At 62.9% G+C, this 19,671-nt stretch carries 17 protein-coding genes; 11 read left to right on the top strand and 6 right to left on the bottom strand.

Features of this window, described 5'->3' with window-relative positions; translation table 11 throughout:
* Positions 1–71: 71 nt before the first annotated feature.
* A complete protein-coding gene (gene pstS, locus HFGMBDPB_RS10870) occupies positions 72–1,112 on the bottom strand; it encodes a phosphate ABC transporter substrate-binding protein PstS (protein WP_016447462.1) in 1,041 nt (346 codons plus the stop codon).
* Positions 1,113–1,361: 249 nt separating this feature from the next.
* On the opposite strand from pstS, the gene HFGMBDPB_RS10865 reads away from it, so the two are divergent.
* Positions 1,362–2,846, top strand: a complete 1,485-nt coding sequence (locus HFGMBDPB_RS10865) for a Ppx/GppA phosphatase family protein (RefSeq protein WP_046238476.1) — start codon at positions 1,362–1,364, stop codon at positions 2,844–2,846.
* Between the two features lie 117 nt (positions 2,847–2,963).
* Here HFGMBDPB_RS10865 and ppk1 read toward each other — a convergent pair whose 3' ends face one another.
* Positions 2,964–5,408, bottom strand: coding sequence for a polyphosphate kinase 1 (gene ppk1, locus HFGMBDPB_RS10860; protein WP_212645396.1), 2,445 nt, complete (start codon positions 5,406–5,408; stop codon positions 2,964–2,966).
* Between the two features lie 209 nt (positions 5,409–5,617).
* On the opposite strand from ppk1, the gene HFGMBDPB_RS10855 reads away from it, so the two are divergent.
* Together HFGMBDPB_RS10855 and HFGMBDPB_RS10850 are read left to right on the top strand one after the other, a co-directional pair.
* Positions 5,618–6,589, top strand: coding sequence for a Ppx/GppA family phosphatase (locus tag HFGMBDPB_RS10855; protein ID WP_016447465.1), 972 nt, complete (start codon positions 5,618–5,620; stop codon positions 6,587–6,589).
* A 109-nt stretch (positions 6,590–6,698) separates the two neighbouring features.
* Entirely contained in the window at positions 6,699–8,552 is a 1,854-nt protein-coding gene (locus HFGMBDPB_RS10850) for an EAL domain-containing protein (protein WP_016447466.1), read from the top strand.
* A gap of 86 nt (positions 8,553–8,638) precedes the next feature.
* On the opposite strand, the gene glmM is transcribed toward HFGMBDPB_RS10850, so the two are convergent.
* The 4 genes from glmM to HFGMBDPB_RS10830 form a co-directional block, all read right to left on the bottom strand.
* Positions 8,639–9,982, bottom strand: a complete 1,344-nt coding sequence (gene glmM, locus HFGMBDPB_RS10845; protein WP_046984523.1) for a phosphoglucosamine mutase — start codon at positions 9,980–9,982, stop codon at positions 8,639–8,641.
* 16 nt (positions 9,983–9,998) lie between these two features.
* Entirely contained in the window at positions 9,999–10,835 is an 837-nt protein-coding gene (gene folP / locus HFGMBDPB_RS10840) for a dihydropteroate synthase (RefSeq protein ID WP_016447468.1), read from the bottom strand.
* A gap of 139 nt (positions 10,836–10,974) precedes the next feature.
* The gene (gene ftsH, locus HFGMBDPB_RS10835; RefSeq protein ID WP_016447469.1) at positions 10,975–12,897 is read right to left on the bottom strand and encodes an ATP-dependent zinc metalloprotease FtsH; all 1,923 of its coding nucleotides are present in this window, start codon (positions 12,895–12,897) and stop codon (positions 10,975–10,977) included.
* Positions 12,898–13,068: 171 nt separating this feature from the next.
* Positions 13,069–13,722, bottom strand: a complete 654-nt coding sequence (locus HFGMBDPB_RS10830; protein ID WP_026062160.1) for an RlmE family RNA methyltransferase — start codon at positions 13,720–13,722, stop codon at positions 13,069–13,071.
* Between the two features lie 550 nt (positions 13,723–14,272).
* Here HFGMBDPB_RS10830 and HFGMBDPB_RS10825 point away from each other — a divergent pair.
* The 8 genes from HFGMBDPB_RS10825 (at position 14,273) to HFGMBDPB_RS10790 (ending at position 19,503) form a co-directional block, all read left to right on the top strand.
* Positions 14,273–14,599: a hypothetical protein gene (locus tag HFGMBDPB_RS10825; RefSeq protein ID WP_017404517.1), complete on the top strand. Its 327-nt coding sequence runs from the start codon at positions 14,273–14,275 to the stop codon at positions 14,597–14,599.
* Complete coding sequence (locus tag HFGMBDPB_RS10820; protein WP_212645395.1) at positions 14,589–15,773, top strand: phage/plasmid replication protein, II/X family; 1,185 nt, start codon at positions 14,589–14,591, stop codon at positions 15,771–15,773. Before HFGMBDPB_RS10825 ends, HFGMBDPB_RS10820 begins: the two co-directional genes overlap by 11 nt.
* Positions 15,774–15,782: 9 nt before the next feature.
* Positions 15,783–16,103 (top strand): single-stranded DNA-binding protein, encoded by a 321-nt coding sequence (locus HFGMBDPB_RS10815; protein ID WP_212645394.1) that lies wholly within the window; start codon positions 15,783–15,785, stop codon positions 16,101–16,103.
* Between the two features lie 147 nt (positions 16,104–16,250).
* On the top strand, positions 16,251–16,448 hold the full coding sequence (locus HFGMBDPB_RS10810; RefSeq protein ID WP_212645393.1) for a major capsid protein: 198 nt from the start codon (positions 16,251–16,253) through the stop codon (positions 16,446–16,448).
* Positions 16,448–16,768, top strand: a complete 321-nt coding sequence (locus HFGMBDPB_RS10805; RefSeq protein WP_212645392.1) for a hypothetical protein — start codon at positions 16,448–16,450, stop codon at positions 16,766–16,768. Before HFGMBDPB_RS10810 ends, HFGMBDPB_RS10805 begins: the two co-directional genes overlap by 1 nt.
* 43 nt (positions 16,769–16,811) lie before the next feature.
* Positions 16,812–18,149: a virulence factor TspB C-terminal domain-related protein gene (locus tag HFGMBDPB_RS10800; protein WP_212645391.1), complete on the top strand. Its 1,338-nt coding sequence runs from the start codon at positions 16,812–16,814 to the stop codon at positions 18,147–18,149.
* Positions 18,146–18,427 carry a DUF2523 family protein gene (locus HFGMBDPB_RS10795; protein ID WP_212645390.1) on the top strand — a complete coding sequence of 94 codons (282 nt, stop codon included), beginning with the start codon at positions 18,146–18,148 and terminating at the stop codon, positions 18,425–18,427. Before HFGMBDPB_RS10800 ends, HFGMBDPB_RS10795 begins: the two co-directional genes overlap by 4 nt.
* A complete protein-coding gene (locus tag HFGMBDPB_RS10790; RefSeq protein ID WP_212645389.1) occupies positions 18,424–19,503 on the top strand; it encodes a zonular occludens toxin domain-containing protein in 1,080 nt (359 codons plus the stop codon). The genes HFGMBDPB_RS10795 and HFGMBDPB_RS10790 overlap by 4 nt, the downstream gene beginning before the upstream one ends.
* The last annotated feature ends 168 nt before the right edge of the window (positions 19,504–19,671 follow it).

Genomic DNA, 19,671 nt, shown 5'->3' with positions numbered 1-19,671 from the left:
GCGGTTTGTGAAGGGATCAGGGGAGCCATGATGCACCTGCCGGCGGTGCGCCATGGTCCCCTTTTCAGGGTTTACTTCAGGGAAATGGCAGTGCCGGAGGTGTCCTTGATCTGGCCCCAGGATTGGAAGATCACGTTCTTGACGGCGTCAGGCATGGGCACGTAGTCCAGGTCGGTGGCGGTCTTGTCGCCGGACTTGTAGGCCCACTCGAAGAACTTCAGCGAGGCAGCGGCCTGTGCAGGCTTGTCCTGGGCCTTGTGCATGATGATGAAGGTGGCCGAGGTGATGGGCCATGCCTCCTTGCCAGGCTGGTTGGTCAGGATCTGGTAGAAGCTCTTGGCCCAGTCGGCACCGGCAGCAGCGGCCTTGAAGGTGGCGTCATCAGGGGACACGAAGGTGCCGCCTGCGGTCTGCAGCTGGGTGTAGGTCAGCTTGTTTTGCTTGACGTAGGCGTACTCGACGTAGCCGATGGAGTTGGGCAGGCGACCCACGAAGGCGGCCACGCCTTCGTTGCCCTTGCCGCCTGCGCCCGTGGGCCAGTTCACGGCCTTGCCTTCGCCAACCTTTTCCTTCCACTCGGCATTGACCTTGGACAAGTAGTTGGTGAAGCCGAAGGTGGTGCCCGAGCCGTCAGCGCGGCGCACGGGAGCGATGGTGGCGTCAGGCAGGTTCACGCCCGGGTTCAGGGCCTTGATGGCCTCGTCATTCCACTTGCTGATCTTGCCCAGGTAGATGTCGCCCAGCACCTGGCCGGTCAGCTTGAGCTGGCCGGGCTGGATGCCCTTGATGTTGACCACGGGCACGATGCCGCCGATCACGGTGGGAAATTGCACCAGCCCCTTCTTGGCCAGTTCTTCATCCTTGAGCGGCTCGTCGGAGGCGCCGAAGTCCACGGTCTTGGCTTCGATCTGCTTGATGCCGGCGCTGGAGCCCACGGACTGGTAGTTGATCTTCACGCCGGTGGCCTTGTTGTAGTCCGCAGCCCACTTGGAGTACAGCGGAGCCGGGAAGCTGGCGCCTGCGCCGGTGGCTTCCTGCTGAGCCAGGGCCTGGCCCACGCCGCCCGCAGACAGAGCACCAGCCACCAGAATGTGAATCACAGACAACTTCATGTACAGACCTCTTAGGGGTTGAAAGATGCGATGGCTGGACTGTAAGAAGGCTTTGTGACATTGATGTGACATGGAAAAAAGGCGTCACAAACAGCAGGACTTCCCATGTAAGAACCCGGTCATCGCGATGTCACAATTCCGTCTTAGTCTTGTGTGTCGCACGAGCAGGCACCAGACAGGTGCAGCCCTGCCCCCCCTCGGACATCGCTGTGCAATCGTGCTCGACGAATCTTGATTGGCGTTTCTTTCATGGCACCAGAATCCCTGCTCGCTGCCGTTGACCTCGGGTCCAACAGCTTTCGCCTCGAAATAGGCCGCGTCGGCAGCCACCAGCGCATAGAGCGCGTGGAATACCTCAAGGAAACCGTGCGCCAGGGCAATGGGCTCAACGAGCGCCATGAACTGACTGACGAAGCCATGCAACGCGGCTGGGACTGCCTGGCACGCTTTGGCGAACGGCTGGCCGGCTTTGCGGCCGACCAGGTCCGCGCCGTGGCCACACAGACCCTGCGCGAGGCCCGCAACCGCGATGTCTTCATCGCGCGAGGCAGCACCCTGCTGGGCTTTCCCATCGAAGTCATCTCGGGCGAGGAAGAGGCCCGGCTGATCTATCGCGGCGTCTCCAGCCTGCTGCCGCCGTCGTCTCAACGGCGTCTGGTGGTGGACATTGGCGGGCGCTCTACCGAAGTCATCATCGGCCAGCATGGCGAAGCGCGCCAGGTGGCCTCCTACCCCATAGGCAGCGTGGCCTGGAGCACGCAGTTCTTTGGCGAGGGCACGCTGTCGCGCGCGCACTTCTCGGCCGCCATCAAGGCGGCGCAGGCGGCACTCACCCAGACCGTATCGGCCTATCCAGCCACCGCATGGGACTGCGCCTATGCATCGTCAGGCACGGCCAACGCCGTGGGAGACATCCTGGCGGCCAACGGCTACTCCGGGCGGCTGATCACGCCCGACAGCCTGCGCTGGCTGCATGAGCAGTTGATGGACGCCGGTCACGTGGACCGCATCCGCCTGGCTGGACTCAAGGAAGACCGGCGAGCCGTCATCGCCGGCGGCCTGAGCATTCTGATGGCCGCCCTGGGCCTGCTGGGCATCGACGAACTGGAGGTTGCACAGGGCGCGCTGCGCCAGGGCGTGCTGCACGATCTGCTGGAACACGAGCCGCCTGCCGATCGCGAAGCCGCCGAGATCGCGGCGCTGCAACAGGACTTCGGCATTGACGCATCCCACGCACTGCGTGTTCGCAAGGTGGCACGCTGGGCCTGGCAGTCGCTGCAGGCGCAGCAGCCGCCCGATGCACTGGCCACGCACGCACTGGACACGGCTGCCAGCCTGCATGAGATCGGCATGCGCATCTCTCTGAGCGCCTACCACCGCCACGGCGCCTACATCACCGAACACTGCAGTGCCGCCACCTGGCCCGTGGAGCTGCGCGAACGCATCACCCAGCTGGTGCTTGGCCACCAGGGCAAGCTGCGCAAGCTCGAGGCTGCCATCGAGGACCGTGCCGTGGCCTGGCCATTGCTGGCGCTGCGCCTGGCCGTGCAGCTGTGCCACGCCCGGCGCGATCCCGATCTGCAGGGCATGCGCCTGCACCGCTCGGACAGCGTCTTTCACCTGACCGTGCCGGAAGGCTGGACCAGGAGCTACCCCCAGTCCGCCCAGTTGCTGCGCACCGAAGCCGTGGCCTGGCAGAAGACGCCCTGGACGCTGCAGTTGCATCTGCACTGAACGCCGAACGTCTCCGGCTGCCGCAGCGACAAGCAAAAAGCCCTGCCAGCGCAATGCGTTGGCGGGGCTTTTCGATTGCACAGGGCAGGCACGCGGCGCCCTGACAGGATATGCGGCTCAGGCCCGAGGGCCGTAACGCTCCATCAAGGCGTTCTGCGCCCCCAGGCCCGTGGTCGGATAGGGTGCGCGCTGGTAGGCGCCATTGGCTTCCAGCGTCCAGGCGTCGCGGTTGTCATGCAGGCTGGCGACAAGACATTCGTCTATCACCTGCTGGCGCAACGCCGGATCGCGCACAGGCCAGGCCAGCTCCACCCGGCGCATCATGTTGCGGTTCATCCAGTCCGCACTGGACAGCAGCAGTTCCTGCTGATTGCCCCAGGCGAAGTAGAAGACGCGCGAATGCTCCAGGAAGCGGCCGATGATGGAGCGCACGCGGATGTTGTCCGTCCAGCCCTTGCGCTGCGGCGGCAGCATGCAGGCGCTGCGCACGATGAGATCGATGCGTGCGCCCTGCTGACCGGCACGCACCAGGGCCTGCATGAGCAGTTCGTCAGTCAGCGCATTCATCTTCAGCACAATCCGCGCCTCTTCGCCGCGCTGTGCGGCCTCGCCCACCTGGGCAATCAGCGCCAGCATGCGATCGTGCAGCTGGAACGGCGCAATCACAAGCTGGTGCAGCTTGGGCAAGCGGTTGTGGCTGGACAGGTGGCTGAACACGGCATCCATGTCGGCCGTGATCTGCGCATCGCAGGTCAGCTGGCTGATGTCCGTGTACAGGCGCGCCGTGCGCACGTTGTAGTTGCCGGTGGACAGGTGGCCGTAGCGCTTGAGCTGACCGCTGCGCTTTTCGCGCCGGGTAATCAGCAGCATCTTGGCGTGCGTCTTCAGGCCCAGCACGCCGTAGACCACCTGGGCGCCCAAGGCCTCCAGCTTTTCGGCGGAGTTGATGTTGGCCTCTTCGTCAAAGCGGGCCTTGAGCTCCAGCACGGCCAGCACTTCCTTGCCGCGGCGAACCGCCTCGGCCAGCAACTGCATGATCTCGGAGTCCGATCCCGTGCGGTAGATGGTCTGCTTGATGGCCAGCACCTCAGGGTCATTGACGGCTTCGCGCAGCAGCTCCAGCACGCCGTCGAAGCTCTCGAAGGGCTGGTGGATCAGCACATCACGCTTGCGGATCTGGGCCATCACCGAGCGGCCCGGCTGCAGCTGGCGCGGCCATGCCGGACGCCAAGGCGGAAACAGCAGCGCGGGGTCATCGACCAGATCCACCAGCTGCGACTGGCGCACCAAGTTCACGGGCCCCTTGACGCGGAACAGTGCCTCGGTCGGCAGGCCGAACTGGCCCAGCAGCAGGTCGGACAGCATGGGCGAGCAGGCAAAGGACACCTCCAGCCTCACCGCCTGGCCGTAGTGGCGATGGTGCAGACCCTGGCGCAAGGCCGTGCGCAGGTCGCTGACGTCTTCCTCATCCACTGCCAGGTCCGAATGGCGCGTGACACGGAATTGCGCAAACTCCGCCACCTCACGCCCCGGGAACAGCTCGACGAGATGGGCGCGCACGATGCTGGAGATGCTCACGAACAGGCGCTGCTTGCCCGCGATCTTCTCGGGCAGGCGCACCAGGCGAGGCAAGACACGCGGCACCTTGACGATGGCCACCTCGTTGGCACGGCCAAAGGCATCGACACCTTTGAGGCGCACGATGAAGTTCAGCGCCTTGTTGGCCACCTGGGGGAATGGATGGGATGGGTCCAGGCCCACGGGCATGAGCAGCGGCTGGACTTCGCGCAGGAAGTACTCGCGCACCCATTTGCGCTGGGCGCTGCTGCGCTCGCCATGGGATACCACGCGTATGCCCTGCCCCGCAAAGGCCGGAATCAGCGACTGGTTGTACAGCGTGTACTGGCGCAATACCAGCTCATGCGCCTTGTCCATCAGCGAGCGGAAGCTCTGCAGGGTGTACAGGCCCTTGGCGTCGCCGGCCTTGGCGGCCGTCACATGCGGGGCGCAACGCACCTCGAACCATTCGTCGAGATTCGAGGAGACGATGCACAGATAGCGCAAACGCTCCAGCAGCGGCACATCTTCACGCACGGCCCAATCCAGCACGCGCTCATTGAAGGCCAGGATGCAATGGTCACGGTCAAGAAACTGTTGCTGCTGCTCTTGCACTTCACCGCTTTCGGCTGTGGCGTGCAGTCCAGTGTATCCGGGGGCGGGAAGCCTTGCAGAAGAAGCAGAGGCAGAAGCCGCAATAGCCTGGCCCTGCAGCTCCGACAAGGCGGTGGAGAGGCTTTTCGCCAGGGGCATCATCGGGACATTCAGGGGTGCAGAGACGGGTATGGGAGCTGTCTGGCGGGCCATGCCCAGCGAAGCCGGCCCTTCGGGCACGGCACGCGCTCCCTGTTCATGTTCTGGTTCGGCAGGTGCGGCAGAGGCGCCACCGGGAATCGGCGTGAATGTCTGGGGCATGGATGCAGGGGCCCGGCCTGGGCAGGACCCGGTAGTCACCCCGCTAGCCGGGGATTCGGGCAGTCTGCCCCGGATTTGTGACATGTTCATGACATGCATTCCTCTGTTCATGACATCTGTCATACAAGCCAAGCCAGGCGCAAGCAACGGCGCAGAAACCGTCACGCAAAGGTCATGACCCAGTCACACCGGCACGAGAGCGACGCGACATCGCCGGGGTGCTAAGCTAGCTGCCTTCCCCTGGATGCCGTTGGCTGCTGCAAACCTGCCGCAGCCGTGCCGTCGTCCGCCTTTCGCGCATGTCCTCTTCCAATCCCCCCGAAAGCCGCCTGGCCGCCATCGACATTGGCTCCAACAGCTGCCTGCTGGCCATGGCCCGCAGCGACGGCGCAAAGGTACAGCTGCTCAGCCATCGCAAGGAAGCCATACGCCTGGGCAGCGCCCTCGACGCCCAGGGCGCCTTGAGCCTGGAGGCCATGCAGCGCGGCTGGGCCTGCCTGGAGCGCTATGCGCAGGTGCTGGGTGATTTGCCCCGCCACCGCGTACGTGCAGTGGCCACGCAGACGCTGAGAGAGGCATCGAATCGCCAGATCTTCCTGGACGAAGGCCAGCGCATTCTGGGCTGCCCCATCGAGGTCATTGACGGCGAGGAGGAAGCACGCCTGATCTATCGCGGCGTCGCCCAGTTGCTGCCGCCCGGCGCCCAGCGGAGGCTGGTGGTGGATATCGGCGGCCGCTCGACCGAGCTGTGCCTGGGTCAGCAGCGGCAAGTACTGCAGGCACGCTCCTTCGCCTTCGGCAGCGTGACCTGGGCCTTGCGTCACTTCCCCGATGGCGAGCTGTCGGCCCAGGCCCTGTCCCAGGCCGAAGCAGCCGTGGCCGACATCATTGCGCCCGAAGCAGGACTTTTCGCTGCCGGGCAATGGAGCCATGCCTATGGCTCCTCGGGCACGGCCGGTGCCATTGTCAAGGTCCTGGCCCATGCGCCCGGGGGCACGGCCGGCTGGATCACGCGGCAGGGACTGGACTGGCTGCATGCGCAGTTGCTGCGCGCAGGCCATGTCGACCGTGTGAACATGGACGGACTCAAGGAAGAGCTGCGCCCCATGATCGGCGGCGGCATGAGCGTGATGCGGGGCATCTTCTCCAGCCTGGGCATCGAGCGCATGCGCGTCACGCACGGCGCCCTGCGCCATGGCGTGCTCTATGAATTGGCCCACAAGCTCGATGCGCAGGCCAAGGGCCGGCAACGACAGTCCACCGGCACCTGAAAACCAAGGCCCTGCCCTCGCCAGGGAACGACAAAATGCTGTTTTGCGCGCAAGTGCTACACTTTGTAAGTTCCCCCTCATCCCTTTACCACCGCCCTACCGCTTCGCCATGTCCGCGCCGACGATTGCGTACGACCCTGTACTCGAACGTCCGTCTTCGATGATGGCGGCGTCGCTGCAGCGCAGCCTGCGCGAGCAGCAGGCACTGCTCGACAATGCCGGCGTGGGCATCGTCTTCATCCGCCAGCGCGTCATCGTCCGATGCAACCAGTGCTATGCCGACATCTTCGGCTACGCGGGCGAGCATGCGCTGGTCGGCATCAACAGCGAGCACCTGCACCCCAGCCGCGACGAGCTGCGCAGCCTGGGGCGCGAGGCCTATCGCACGCTGAGCGCGGGCCTGTCCTTTCGCACGCAGCGCCGCCTGCGCCGCAAGGATGGCAGCCTGTTCTGGGGTGAACTGACGGGCCGGCTTATCAATCCGGGCGATGCACGCGAAGGCTCCATCTGGATCGTCAGCGACATCGACGACCGTCTGCGCGCCCAGCAGGCCCTGAGCCAGGCCCACGAACTGCTGGAGCAGCAGGTGCGCGACCGCACACGCGAACTCAGCGCCACGGTGGAGAACCTGCACCGCGAGATCGCCGACCGCAAGCTGGACCAGGAACGCATCTACTGGATGGCGCACTACGACGCGCTCACCGGCCTGCCCAACCGCACGCTGCTGGCCGAGCGCAGCGCCCGCGCCATCGAGCTGGCCAAGGTCAACGACACGCCACTGGCCGTGATGTTCCTGGACCTGGACCATTTCAAGCATGTCAATGATTCGCTGGGCCATCGCGTGGGCGATGCCCTGCTGGTGGAGATTGCCCGCCGCCTGCGTGCCGTGGTGCGTGACCGCGATACGGTGGCCCGCATCGGCGGCGACGAATTCGTGCTGCTGCTGCCCGGTGCCAATGCCCAGGGTGCGGCCCGCGTGGCAGGCAAGCTGCAGGAGGCGTCGCGCCAGGCCTACCAGATCGACCGCCACGAACTGACCATTGCGCCGTCCATGGGCATCGCGCTGTACCCGCGCGACGGCCACGACATCGACTCGCTGACACAGGCCGCCGACGCGGCCATGTACCACGCCAAGCAGGCCGGCCGCAACACCTACCGCTTCTTCACTCCGCAGATGCAGGCCCAGTCCCTGCGCGCCCTGCAGCTGGAGAACGCCTTGCGGCGGGCGCTGGAGCGCAATCAGCTGTATCTGCACTACCAGCCGCAGATCACCCTGAGCACCGGGCGCGTGCGCAGCGTGGAGGCACTGCTGCGATGGGAGCACCCCGAGCTGGGCTCGGTCTCGCCCGCGGAGTTCATCCCCGTCGCCGAGGACAGCGGCCAGATCCTGCAGATCGGCGAATGGGTGCTGCGCAGCGCCATGCAGCAACTGCAGGCCTGGCGCAATGCGGGGCTGCGGGACCTGAAGGTGGCCGTGAACCTGTCGGCCATCCAGTTCCACCAGCAGCAACTGCCCGAAATCATCAACCGCATCCTGCTCGACAGCGACCTGCCGGCCGATTCTCTGGAGCTGGAGCTGACCGAGGGCGTGGCCATCCATGATCCGCGCCAGGCCACGGCCACCATGGACCGGCTGCGCGAGCATGGCGTGCGCCTGGCCATGGATGACTTCGGCACCGGCTATTCATCCCTGAGCCAGCTCAAGCGCTTTCAGATCTACAAACTCAAGATCGACCAGTCCTTCATCCAGGACCTGGACCACGACAGCAATGACCGCGCCATTGTCAGCGCCATCATCCGTATGGCCCAGGCCCTGGGCATGCAGACCACGGCCGAAGGCGTGGAAACGGAGGCGCAGCTGGAGTTCCTGCGCGAGCAAGGCTGCGATGAAGCCCAGGGCTACCATTTCAGCCGCCCGCTGCCGCCCCAGGCGCTGGAGGCCTTTCTGCGCAGCCAGGGCTGAACGGCTCACCGCGCCACGGTCTGCAGACGCAAAAGCCGAAGCCTGCAGCTTCGGCTTTCCATGGCCGAGAACGTGCCGCCCGCCGCTCAGGGCATGGGTGAATTCTTCGCCACGCTGGCCAGGCGCTCGGCGCAGCGGCTGGCCTGGTCGCCATCGCGTGCCTCCACCATCACGCGCAGCAAAGGCTCGGTGCCGCTGGCGCGGATAAGCACGCGCCCCGTATCGCCCAATTCGGCCTTGACGGCCTCGGTGGCTTCCTCCAGCTGGGTGTTGCGCTTCCAGTCCTGGCCCGGCTGCAACCGCACGTTGAGCAGCACCTGGGGAAACAGCTGCACGGACGACAGCCACTGCGACAGGCTCTTGCCCGAACGCACGCAGGCCTGCAGCACCTGCAGCGCGCTGACCAGGCCATCGCCCGTGGTGTGCTTGTCCAGCGCCAGCAGATGGCCCGAGCCCTCGCCCCCCAGGGTCCAGCCCTGCCGGTGCAGCTCCTCCAGCACATAGCGGTCGCCGACCTTGGCGCGCACAAAGCCCACACCCTGGGACTTCAGCGCCACCTCCACGGCCATATTGGTCATCAGTGTGCCCACGGCACCCGGCACGGCCTCGCCACGCGCCAGCCGATCGGCCGCCATCAGGTACAGCAGTTCGTCGCCGTTGTAGAGCCGGCCAGCCGCATCGACCAGCAGCAGCCGGTCGGCATCACCATCCAGCGCCACACCGAAGTCGGCCTTGTTCGCTCGCACGGCCAGCACCAGGGCCTCGGGATGGGTGGCACCCACGCCTTCGTTGATGTTCAGTCCATCGGGCGCACAGCCAATGGCCACCACATCGGCCCCCAGTTCATGGAAGACCTTGGGGGCGATCTGGTAGGCCGCGCCATGGGCCGCATCGACCACGATCTTCACACCCTTGAGCGTGAGCGCATGGTCGAAGGTGCTCTTGCAGAACTCGATGTAGCGCCCTGGCGCGTCTTCAAGGCGCCGGGCCTTTCCCAGAGCGGCAGAGTCGACCCATACGGGATCTTCGGTCAAGGCCTGCTCGACCTCTTCCTCCCAGGCATCGGGCAGCTTGGTGCCCTGTGCGCTGAAGAACTTGATGCCGTTGTCGTAATAAGGGTTGTGGCTGGCGCTGATGACCACGCCCAGGCTGGCGCGCTGGGCGCGCGTCAGATAGGCCACGCCCGGCGTGGGCAAGGGGCCCAGCAGCATCACGTCCACGCCGGCAGAGTTGAACCCGGACTCCAGCGCGCTCTCCAGCATGTAGCCCGAGATCCGCGTGTCCTTGCCGATCAGCACCATGGGACGGGCTTCCTTGCGCCGCAGCACACGGCCCACGGCATGCGCCAGACGCAGCGCGAAGTCGGGGGTGATGGGCGAACGGCCCACCAGGCCGCGAATTCCATCGGTACCAAAATATGTGCGTGCCATAGTGCTCCTTTGTTGTTCAGTCGTTGTCGTGCATGGTCTGCCAGACCGTCAATGCCGCCACCGTATCGGCCACGTCGTGCACGCGCACCACGCGCGCGCCACGCTCCACCGCCAGCAGTGCCGCCGCCACGCTGGGCACCATGCGCTGGCCCTGTGGACGGCCACTGACCTGCCCGAGCGAGCCCTTGCGCGACCAGCCGGCCAGCAGCGGGAAGTCTAGGCCCAGCAATTCATGCTGGCGTGCAAGCAGGGAAAAATTCTGTGCCACGCTTTTGCCGAAGCCGATGCCATAGTCCCAGACGATGCGCTCCCGCGCCACGCCCCGGGCCAGCAGGGCATCGCTGTGCAACTGCAGGAAATCGCGCACGGCGGGCACGGCATCGCCTTGCATGGGCGTGGTCTGCATGTCCTGCGGCGTGCCATGCATGTGCATGAGACAGATGCCGCAGCTCGGGTGCGCGGCCACCACCTGCTGCGCGCCCGGCTGGCGCAGCGCCCAGATGTCGTTGACGATGTCGGCCCCCAGATCCAGCACGGCCTGCATGACCTCGGGCTTGTAGGTATCGACGGAGACAGGCACGCCCAGTTGCACTGCGCCCTGTACAACAGGCAGCACGCGCCGCAACTCCTCATCCAGCGGAACAGCCGGTGAGCCGGGCCTGGTGGACTCGCCACCAATATCGAGGATGTGCGCGCCCTCACTGACCAGTTGCTCTGCATGCCGCAAGGCCTGCTCCACCGTGTTGTGCCGCCCGCCGTCGGAAAACGAGTCGGGCGTCACATTGACGATGCCCATGACCAGTGGACGCTGAAGGTCTAGAACAAAGCGCGAAGTCTGCCATTGATGCGGCATGGGGTTTCCTGAAGGTAGGCGCCTGCCGGACCGGGTTCATCGCCCGGCCGTTGCGGGCGATTGAGCACATCCTGCAAGCAAAGCAAAAGGGCCCCTCAGGGCCCTTTGCATGGGATTGACCGATTCTGCGGCAAGCAGCTCAGGCCGTGGTGGGCGCAGGGTCGGCATCCACTGCCGGCGTGCCGCCGGACGAGTTGCCACCGTCGGACGACGGCGGGTTGCGCGGCACCCAGTCCTTGGGAGGACGCGGCTCACGGCCGGCCATGATGTCATCGAGCTGCTCGGCATCAATGGTTTCCCAGTCGAGCATGGCCTTGGCCATGGCATGCATCTTGTCGGAGTTGTCCTCGATCAGCTTGCGCGCCAGTCCGTACTGCTCGTCGATGATGCGGCGAACCTCCTGGTCCACCTTCTGCATCGTCTGCTCGCTCATGCTGTTGGTCTTGCTCATCGAGCGGCCCAGGAAAGGCTCGCCTTCCTGCTCCGCATAGACCATGGGACCCAGCGCGTCGGTCATGCCGTAGCGGGTGACCATGTCGCGTGCGATCTGCGTGGCCCGCTCGAAGTCGTTGCTCGCGCCCGTGGTCATCTGGTTCATGAACACTTCTTCGGCAATGCGTCCACCGAACAGCATGGCGATCTGGTTGAGCATGAACTCCTTGTCGTAGGAGTAGCGGTCCTTCTCGGGCAGGCTCATGGTCACGCCCAGCGCACGGCCGCGCGGGATGATGGTGACCTTGTGCACGGGATCGCACTTGGGCAGCAGCTTGCCGATCAGTGCGTGGCCTGCCTCGTGGTAGGCCGTATTGCGGCGCTCTTCCTCGGGCATGACCATGCTCTTGCGCTCGGGGCCCATGATGATCTTGTCCTTGGCCTTCTCGAAATCCTGCATCTCGACGGTGCGCGCATTGCGGCGCGCGGCCATCAGGGCTGCTTCGTTGCAGAGGTTGGCCAGATCGGCACCCGACATGCCGGGCGTGCCGCGGGCGATCACGCCCGGATTCACGTCCTGGCCTACAGGGATCTTGCGCATGTGCACATTGAGGATCTGCTCGCGGCCACGGATGTCGGGCAGCGTCACATACACCTGGCGGTCGAAACGGCCGGGGCGCAGCAGCGCCGCATCCAGGATGTCGGGACGGTTGGTTGCAGCCACGACGATCACGCCGAGGTTGGTCTCAAAACCGTCCATCTCGACCAGCATCTGGTTCAGGGTCTGCTCACGCTCATCGTTACCACCGCCCAGGCCTGCGCCACGCTGGCGGCCCACGGCATCGATTTCATCGATGAAGATGATGCAGGGTGCATTCTTCTTGGCGTTCTCGAACATGTCGCGCACGCGGGCCGCGCCCACGCCGACGAACATTTCCACGAAGTCGGAGCCCGAGATGCTGAAGAACGGGACCTTGGCTTCACCAGCGATGGACTTGGCCAGCAGCGTCTTGCCGGTACCCGGAGGCCCTACCAGCAGCAGGCCGCGCGGAATGCGGCCGCCGAGCTTCTGGAACTTGTTGGGGTCCTTCAGGAAGTCCACGACTTCCTTGACCTCTTCCTTGGCTTCGTCGCAGCCTGCAACGTCGGCAAAGGTCACGGTGTTGTTGTTCTCGTCCAGCATGCGCGCCTTGCTCTTGCCGAAGCTGAAAGCACCGCCCTTGCCGCCGCCCTGCATCTGGCGCATGAAGTACACCCACACGCCGATCAACAGCAGCATGGGCCCCCAGCTGACGAGCAGGGTCATGAGGACCGAGCCTTCTTCGCGGGGCTTGACGTCGAACTTGACGTTGTTGTTGATCAGGTCACCCACGAGCCCGCGATCCAGGTAGGTGGCGGTGGTGCGCACCTTGCGGTCATCGTTGGTCGTGGCCACGATCTCGGTGCCGCCGGGGCTTTCCTGGATGGTGGCGCTCTTGATGCGATTGCTTCGCACCTCTTCCAGGAACTCGGAGTAACCGACATGGGACGCGCCAGCGCCGCCACGGGTGTCAAATTGCTTGAACACCGTAAACAGCACCATGGCGATGACCAGCCAGACGGCAATTTTTGAAAACCACTGATTGTTCAAGCGGGGCTCCAATGGGGGATACAGATAAAACGACTTCCAGCGTGCTCGAAGCGTATTTGCGGTCCATTTTAGGTGTTTCAAGCTGGCTGGTCGCCTATATCCCTCTATAGCAGCCATAGCTTGAATACGGTCTTGACCCGGGTCAGGACAGCGCCGGGCGGCTGCACAGGGCTACTTGAGCCCCATGCCCACCAAAAACGTCTCCGAAGACTTGTCACGCGAGGACTTGGGCTTGATCGGCTTGACCACCTTGAAGGTCTGCCGGAACAGCGCAACCAGGTCATCGTAGGCCCCGCCGTGGAAGAGCTTCACGACCAAGGCGCCTTCAGGTTTCATATGGTGGATGGAAAAATCAACCGCCAGTTCGACCAGCAGCGCAATGCGCGCCGCATCCGTCGTGCCGTTGCCGGACAGATTGGGAGCCATGTCGGAGACCACCACGTCGGCCTTGCCCCCGCCCAGGGCCTCCTGGAGCTGGGCCAGAACCGGCTCCTCGCGGAAATCGCCCTGGATGTACTGCACGCCCTCGATGGGCTCCATGGGCAGCAGATCCAGCGAGATGATGCGGCCGTTGAGCGCGCCGACGGCCGCCCCGTTGGGCGACAGGCAACGGCGCACATACTGGCTCCAAGCCCCGGGTGCGCAGCCCAGGTCCACCACCGTGGCACCCGGCCGGATGAGCTTGAGCTGCTCGTCGATCTCCTTGAGTTTGTAGGCCGCGCGCGCGCGGTAGCCGTCCTTCTGGGCGGCCTTGACGTAAGGATCGTTGACGTGGCTGTTGAGCCAAGCCTTGTTGACCTTCTTGCTTTTTGTTTGGACTTTCATTTCTTCTTCCGACTCGTGGTCGATCGGCATGCTTGCGAGTATGGCCAGGACACCTGTTTCGACCTGGTCTAGCGCCCCCTTGATCAGGGCCTCGTGTTCGACATCATCGCTCAGGCCCGATGCCATGCCTTCGATGAGGATTCGCACAGCCTCTTCCCGCATACCTGCTGCAGCTGCGATTTGTGCGTGCTTCTGATAGCTGCAGGGCCTGCCCTTCTTGAAGCCGCTGATATGGGTCTCGGGTATGCCCAAGAGATGGGCAAGCGCCTTCTGGCTGCCTACAGCACGTGTTGCGGCCTCAATTGTTTCAGCAATAGACACACTTTGCCTCTCTTGCAAAAAAGTTACTAGTCATGGTATCTTTGGCTCTTCGATTACCACAGATGGTCATTGCCATCAAAGGTAATTTTCTCACAGGAGCCGGCATGCCCCCCTCGCACATCGAACGTCCATCCCCTGCCGAACAAACGGCACCGGCTGCTTGCTTGCCGGCTCCGGCCGCTGCCGGGCAGGGGGTGGGCACCTTCCGTCATTCTGCTGAGCGCCACGCATGACCTCGGTTACAGCACAGCGCCTGCAGGGCTTCCGCCGTTTGCACGATTCCATGATGGCTCGCCCCGAGCGGGCAGACGATTTCCGGCTCTATGAGCTGTCTTCGCGCATCCGCGTGGAGGCCCTTGCACTCATGGCCTACAGCACGTTGGACCTCGATTTCCTGGGCTTCCTGAGCCGGGAAAAAGCCGCTGGCCGCACGTACTCGTCGCAGGCTCTGGCAAGGCAGGTTTTTTCTCAGGCGGGCGTGGTAGCACCGCCTGAGAGTCTCATTTCTGAGATTCCGCTGATTTCCGGACAGGGGGCCGAAAGCCATGGCGTATGACACGCTGAAGCTCAAGAGCCCGTCCATGGATTTGCACTTTGTGCGGCTCATCGAACAGCAGTGTGTTCTGCGCAGCGGCGTTGACCTGGCTACGGGCGCGCTGCTCTACGAACTGCACAGCGGCGAGCTTTTGGGCTCTTGGGATTCGCGCATCAGCGTGCGCCCGATGTACGAGGATTGGGTGACGGACGCCAACGGCCGGCCGCGCTTGGCACCCTGCGAGCCCTACATCCTTGTCGAGGGTTCGGTGCACAAAGCCATGCTTGGGCACAACGTCTATGGAGGCCCAAGCAACTTCCAGCGAGCCTGCTCGTTCTTCGTCCATCTCGTGGAGCGCCTGCTCGGCGTGGACCTGCCAGCGTCCAGCCTCTGGACCGTGCACCGGGTGGACGTGGCCCACGTCTACGCGCTGAGCAAGCCTGCGATCAAAGAGTTCTTCGACAGCATCCAGCTGCGCAACTTCCCGCGTCGGCAGAAGAAGGCGGCCAAGTACGACATGGCCGTGTACTTCGCGGGCAAGACCACCACGGTCAAGTTCTATCACAAGGGTTCTGAGTTCTCTGTGCACGACAGGGGGCGCCTGCGCAACTACTTCCGGCAGGTGTTCGCCTACCACTACGGCAAAGCCGACACGGACAACCTCAAGCGGGCCGACCGCAAGCTGGACGCATTGCAGCGCCTGGCCGACCGGCGCCTACGCGTTGAGGTCGAAGTCCATTCCGACAAGTTCCAGTACGACTTTGGGCGTAACCCGCTGGTGAGCGAAGTCACCGACGCCTACCTGGAAGCCATTCACGACAAAGAAGTTGAGCGCCTCCTGCGCGAAGGGAAGCAAGCCATGGACACCGTTCGCACGACCACTGCCGTCATGACGCGGCTTCAGAACATTTACGGTGGCACTGCAGGCCAGCGCCTGTATGGCTTCTGGGCTGCCATGTGCACGCTCAACGAGAACGTCATGCGCGAGCAGTACTCGCGTGCCACGTTCTTTCGCAACCGCAAGTTGCTGGAGGAGGCCGGCGTCTCCTGGCGCTCTTCGGACATCACTGTCACCGCCAATGACAGCCTCATTTTTGACTTCACGCCGCAACGCGTGGACAGGCGTTTCTGCAGTGGCTCGGCCAGGAACAGACCTGAATTCAACATCAGCCGAGAACTGCGGCTTGCCGCTTAAGGGGATCACATGAACGCATCAGCAACACCAGCATCGGCCCACAAGATCGGCGCCAATCAATGCCTCATCGCGGGCCGTATCGAGTCGCTGCGCCGTCACGAGCAGACCCGCTATACCACCATCGTCACCCCTGCACCGGACCCCTACAGCCGCCCGCAGACAGTCCAGGTGCGCAGCCGTGCGGCCCTGGGGCAGCGTGGCGATGACGTCCAGGTCCTTTGCAAGGTCGGAGGCTACACACGCAAGGCGTTCCGGGCCTTGGACAAGGAAACCGGCGAGACAACGATGGTCACGCCGGTGGACCTCACGCTTGACGCGATCGAGAGCTGACCGTCAGGCCGCATGCGGGCCCAAGCGCGAGCTTCCGCGAGCGCATGGGCCCGCAGGCGGATCGAGTGTGTAGCGGTGATCCAGTCGCAGGACGGATCACCGGTGCAGCGCGGTGCTGTGCCGCAATCATTCGAAAGGCTATTTCATATGAAATTCTTCAAGCAGTCCCTCAAGTACGGTGCCGGCGTGGCGCTCCTGGCAGCTGGTGCAGCTCACGCGGCAGTGCCCACCGAGATCAGCGATGCGATCTCCACAATGAAGGCTGACGGCGTGACCGTGGCCACGGCGTTCGTCGTTGCGTCTATCGCCGTCGCTGCCATCAAGTTCCTGCGCAGCGCCAAGTAATGGCCTACCAGGTCGGCGCCACCTGCTACAGCAGCGCTCAACAAGCGCTGTCTGCGATCGCATCGTCACAGGTGGGCGGTGTTGTCGTGCACGGTGGCGCCGCGTACGTGGTCGATGTTGCAGGGATCACCGCTGCATCGATCACGTATCGGCTCACGCCTGTGGCTGGCGGTGGGTCAATCCAGTCTTTGGTGCAGGTCACGCCGCAGCCCTGCGGTTTACTGCAGTGGCAAGACGGTCTCACCCTGGGCTGGGGAGTCGCGGCGGCTTGGATCGTCACAGCCGCAGTTATGCATTTACGCCGGGCAGCTCACCAATGACACCCGAATTCATTGTTGTTTTTGTTGCCGTTGTGGGGATAGCATGGATCGTTTCTCAAAATTGGTAGCGGGTTTGCTATTTTCGTTCTCGGCATCTAGCTATGCAGGATATGCGCAGCTAGCTCCGCCTGTTGGATGGTCTCCCGGTGCGGGATTGTCATCGGGCGCTGGAGGCGCCTTTAATTTTGGTAATGCTGCAAACAGTGCACAATTAGTTAATGGCACGGTACGCACTAGTGCTGCATTAAATGTTGGCGGACGAGCCGTTAGCGTGCCAGCCACCATGCGTTTTGCTGCCAATGCCCCCAAGATTATTTCCGCCGTTCTTTACTTAAATCCAGCCCTCCGGACGATTGGCACAATTGCCGGATGGCTTGGTGCTGCTGCTCTTATCTATGATGTCACAGACGGACTTTGGAAAAAAAACGATCCTGATTTTCCTGTTTCGGATGGATTCGAGTATGGCCGCGACTATCAAGGCGTATTAATAAGAGAGCCCAATCCGGATTTGGCTTGTAAGAAGCTCGGGCCTTTATTTTTCAATAATGTTGTAGGTAGCGGAAATGGGTGGCAGTTGCAGTCTACGTCTGCTCAGGGTCAAACTTGCGTCATTTCCATATACAACCCTAGTCAGAATAGGTGGGATGGTTATCGTATTGATGTTTTCCAGTACCCTGGAAAATGTCCTGCCGGCTCGTATTCAACTCCTGCCGGATGTGTTATGCAGCCCCCACCGAGAACTATTGATCAAGAAGAATTTGAACGTGCGCTTGATGGTCAGCCCATGCCAGAAAAGTTGCCCGAAGTATTTCCGCAACCATTACCCATTGATGTGCCGGAAATACAGCCAATGTTTGTCCCTACGGGCAATCCTGTGCAGAATCCCAATTACGACCCATCGAAGCCATTAAGTCCAGATAATCAGCCATGGAATCAGCCGGGTGTCCGTGTTGTTCCGTCGCCATCTCCCGGAAATCCGTGGCAAGTCGATCTGCAGCCGGTGGACAGGCCTGTGGCTACACCAACTCCTAGTCCCGACCCTAAGCCGGATCCTGACGGCAATCCTGATGACAAGCCAAAGGATAAAGATCCTGGATTGTGTGATCTTTACCCTGAAATCCTTGCTTGCGCAAAGCTTGACGAGCCACCAAGCATTGATTTGCAAAATATAGACAAACCCATTTCGATTACTCCTGATTCTGGCTGGGGATCAGACGACGCTATTTGCCCCGCGCCACGGGTGCTTAATGTACAGGGCCAGCAGATTGCTATCCCATTTGACTTGTTCTGCACATACATGCAAGGCATGCGTCCAATCATCATTGCTATGGCGTGGCTCTCTGCAGCATTTATTTTGATTGGGGCGAGGGAGTCTTCATGAACGGCCTAGGAACTTTTCTTGCTGCGATTGCCGGCACATTGGCGAAGCGCGTTTTAACCGCCTTGGGAATTGGCATCGTCAGCTATGCAGCAATGACCGCTGCCCTTAATGCCGCGCTCGTTGCTGCAAAGAACGCATGGGCAGGCTTGGCAGGCTTTCCGGAAGCCTTGGCGCTTATTCAGATGGCTGGGGTATCCACTGCTGCATCAATCGTCGCTGGTGCTCTCGTCGCCCGCGTAGCTCTGCAGAGTCTCAAGAAATTGGAGCTTGTGAAATGATCACGCTGTTCACGGGCATGCCCGGGGCTGGGAAGACAGCAGCCATGATTGACGTGCTGCGCGATCTTGCAAAAGACCGCCCGCTGTTCGTGCACTTCGACCCTGCCGAGCGCCTGCGGCCTGAGCAGAAACTCCTGCACGAAACCCTCCAGCTACCGCATACAGCAGTCAATGCGGCCACGTGGCATACAGAGGTTCCAGACGGTGGCATTCTGGTCGTTGACGAGGGGCAGGGCTGCTGGCGGCCCCGTGGCCCTGCTGCAAAGGTGCCGGAGGCCATCGCAGCGCTGGAAACTCATCGGCATGCTGGCGTTGACATTTTCATCACGACTCAGGCCCCGCGGCTGATTGATGCAAATGTGCGTGGACTGGTCGGCAGGCATGTCCACATCAGGGATACAGGATGGTTGGGTCGGTGGTGGTACGAGTGGCCGGAGGTCAACGAGTCCTTGGCATGGAAAACTTGCCCTGTCAAAAAGCGCTACAAGCTCCCCAAGTCGGTGTTTGACCTCTATACCAGCGCCTCTGTGCATACGACGCCGGTCCGTATGGCGCCGAAAACGCTCATGCTGATAGCCGTGCTGTTGGCTTGCCTCACTGTGCTGGTGGGCATGATCGTGCGCTCGGTCGGACGGCACACGTCATCAGAGCCTGAGGTCAAGCCGGCACCTGCCCACCACGTGGCCACAGCCCAGCAGGCCCAGGGCGGCCAAGTGCTGCAACCAGAACTACCGGATGAGCGAGTTGACTTCATCCCGCGCCTCAGCGATCGCCCGTGGACAGCCCCCGCCTATGACAATATCCGCCGCGTTGTCAGGCTGCCTGCGATCAGTGGCGCGATCTGTATCAACCATGTGTGCGATTGCTATATGGGTAAAGAGCGCTTGATGGATGTCTCCAGCGAAGCGTGCGCCTATTGGGCCAAGTACCGCCCATTTAATCCCTACGTCGCCGATTCGACCGACGATAGGGGCGAGGGTCGTACACAGTCGATAGGGGGTCAAAAGCCCGCTGACCACGGCGCGAGCGCAGCAGGGGCGCCTGGCGGCGGCGTCTCTTTAGCAAAGCTGCTGTGATGCGGACTCCAGCAAACAGCACAGCACCGCCGAAGAATATCCAGATGGCTTGCATGATCGTCATAACGCCAAGCATATCTCGCGGGGATGGAATGAACTGAGCGCTGGCCGCATTGCGCAGCAGGGCATCGACGTTGTTTTGCCGAGAGGCGGGATCACGAGGTTTGC

This window comes from Delftia sp. PE138, from assembly GCF_018320755.1.
In the GTDB taxonomy this organism is placed as follows: domain Bacteria; phylum Pseudomonadota; class Gammaproteobacteria; order Burkholderiales; family Burkholderiaceae_C; genus Comamonas; species Comamonas tsuruhatensis.
This window is presented reverse-complemented; position numbering and strand designations above follow the sequence as displayed.

Coding starts and splice junctions, on each gene's coding strand:
- pstS (WP_016447462.1), bottom strand. CDS start 1,112: ATGAAGTTGTCTGTGATTCACATTCTGGTGGCTGGTGCTCTGTCTGCG.
- HFGMBDPB_RS10865 (WP_046238476.1), top strand. CDS start 1,362: ATGGCACCAGAATCCCTGCTCGCTGCCGTTGACCTCGGGTCCAACAGC.
- ppk1 (WP_212645396.1), bottom strand. CDS start 5,408: ATGAACATGTCACAAATCCGGGGCAGACTGCCCGAATCCCCGGCTAGC.
- HFGMBDPB_RS10855 (WP_016447465.1), top strand. CDS start 5,618: ATGTCCTCTTCCAATCCCCCCGAAAGCCGCCTGGCCGCCATCGACATT.
- HFGMBDPB_RS10850 (WP_016447466.1), top strand. CDS start 6,699: ATGTCCGCGCCGACGATTGCGTACGACCCTGTACTCGAACGTCCGTCT.
- glmM (WP_046984523.1), bottom strand. CDS start 9,982: ATGGCACGCACATATTTTGGTACCGATGGAATTCGCGGCCTGGTGGGC.
- folP (WP_016447468.1), bottom strand. CDS start 10,835: ATGCCGCATCAATGGCAGACTTCGCGCTTTGTTCTAGACCTTCAGCGT.
- HFGMBDPB_RS10830 (WP_026062160.1), bottom strand. CDS start 13,722: ATGAAAGTCCAAACAAAAAGCAAGAAGGTCAACAAGGCTTGGCTCAAC.
- HFGMBDPB_RS10825 (WP_017404517.1), top strand. CDS start 14,273: ATGACCTCGGTTACAGCACAGCGCCTGCAGGGCTTCCGCCGTTTGCAC.
- HFGMBDPB_RS10820 (WP_212645395.1), top strand. CDS start 14,589: ATGGCGTATGACACGCTGAAGCTCAAGAGCCCGTCCATGGATTTGCAC.
- HFGMBDPB_RS10815 (WP_212645394.1), top strand. CDS start 15,783: ATGAACGCATCAGCAACACCAGCATCGGCCCACAAGATCGGCGCCAAT.
- HFGMBDPB_RS10810 (WP_212645393.1), top strand. CDS start 16,251: ATGAAATTCTTCAAGCAGTCCCTCAAGTACGGTGCCGGCGTGGCGCTC.
- HFGMBDPB_RS10805 (WP_212645392.1), top strand. CDS start 16,448: ATGGCCTACCAGGTCGGCGCCACCTGCTACAGCAGCGCTCAACAAGCG.
- HFGMBDPB_RS10800 (WP_212645391.1), top strand. CDS start 16,812: ATGGATCGTTTCTCAAAATTGGTAGCGGGTTTGCTATTTTCGTTCTCG.
- HFGMBDPB_RS10795 (WP_212645390.1), top strand. CDS start 18,146: ATGAACGGCCTAGGAACTTTTCTTGCTGCGATTGCCGGCACATTGGCG.
- HFGMBDPB_RS10790 (WP_212645389.1), top strand. CDS start 18,424: ATGATCACGCTGTTCACGGGCATGCCCGGGGCTGGGAAGACAGCAGCC.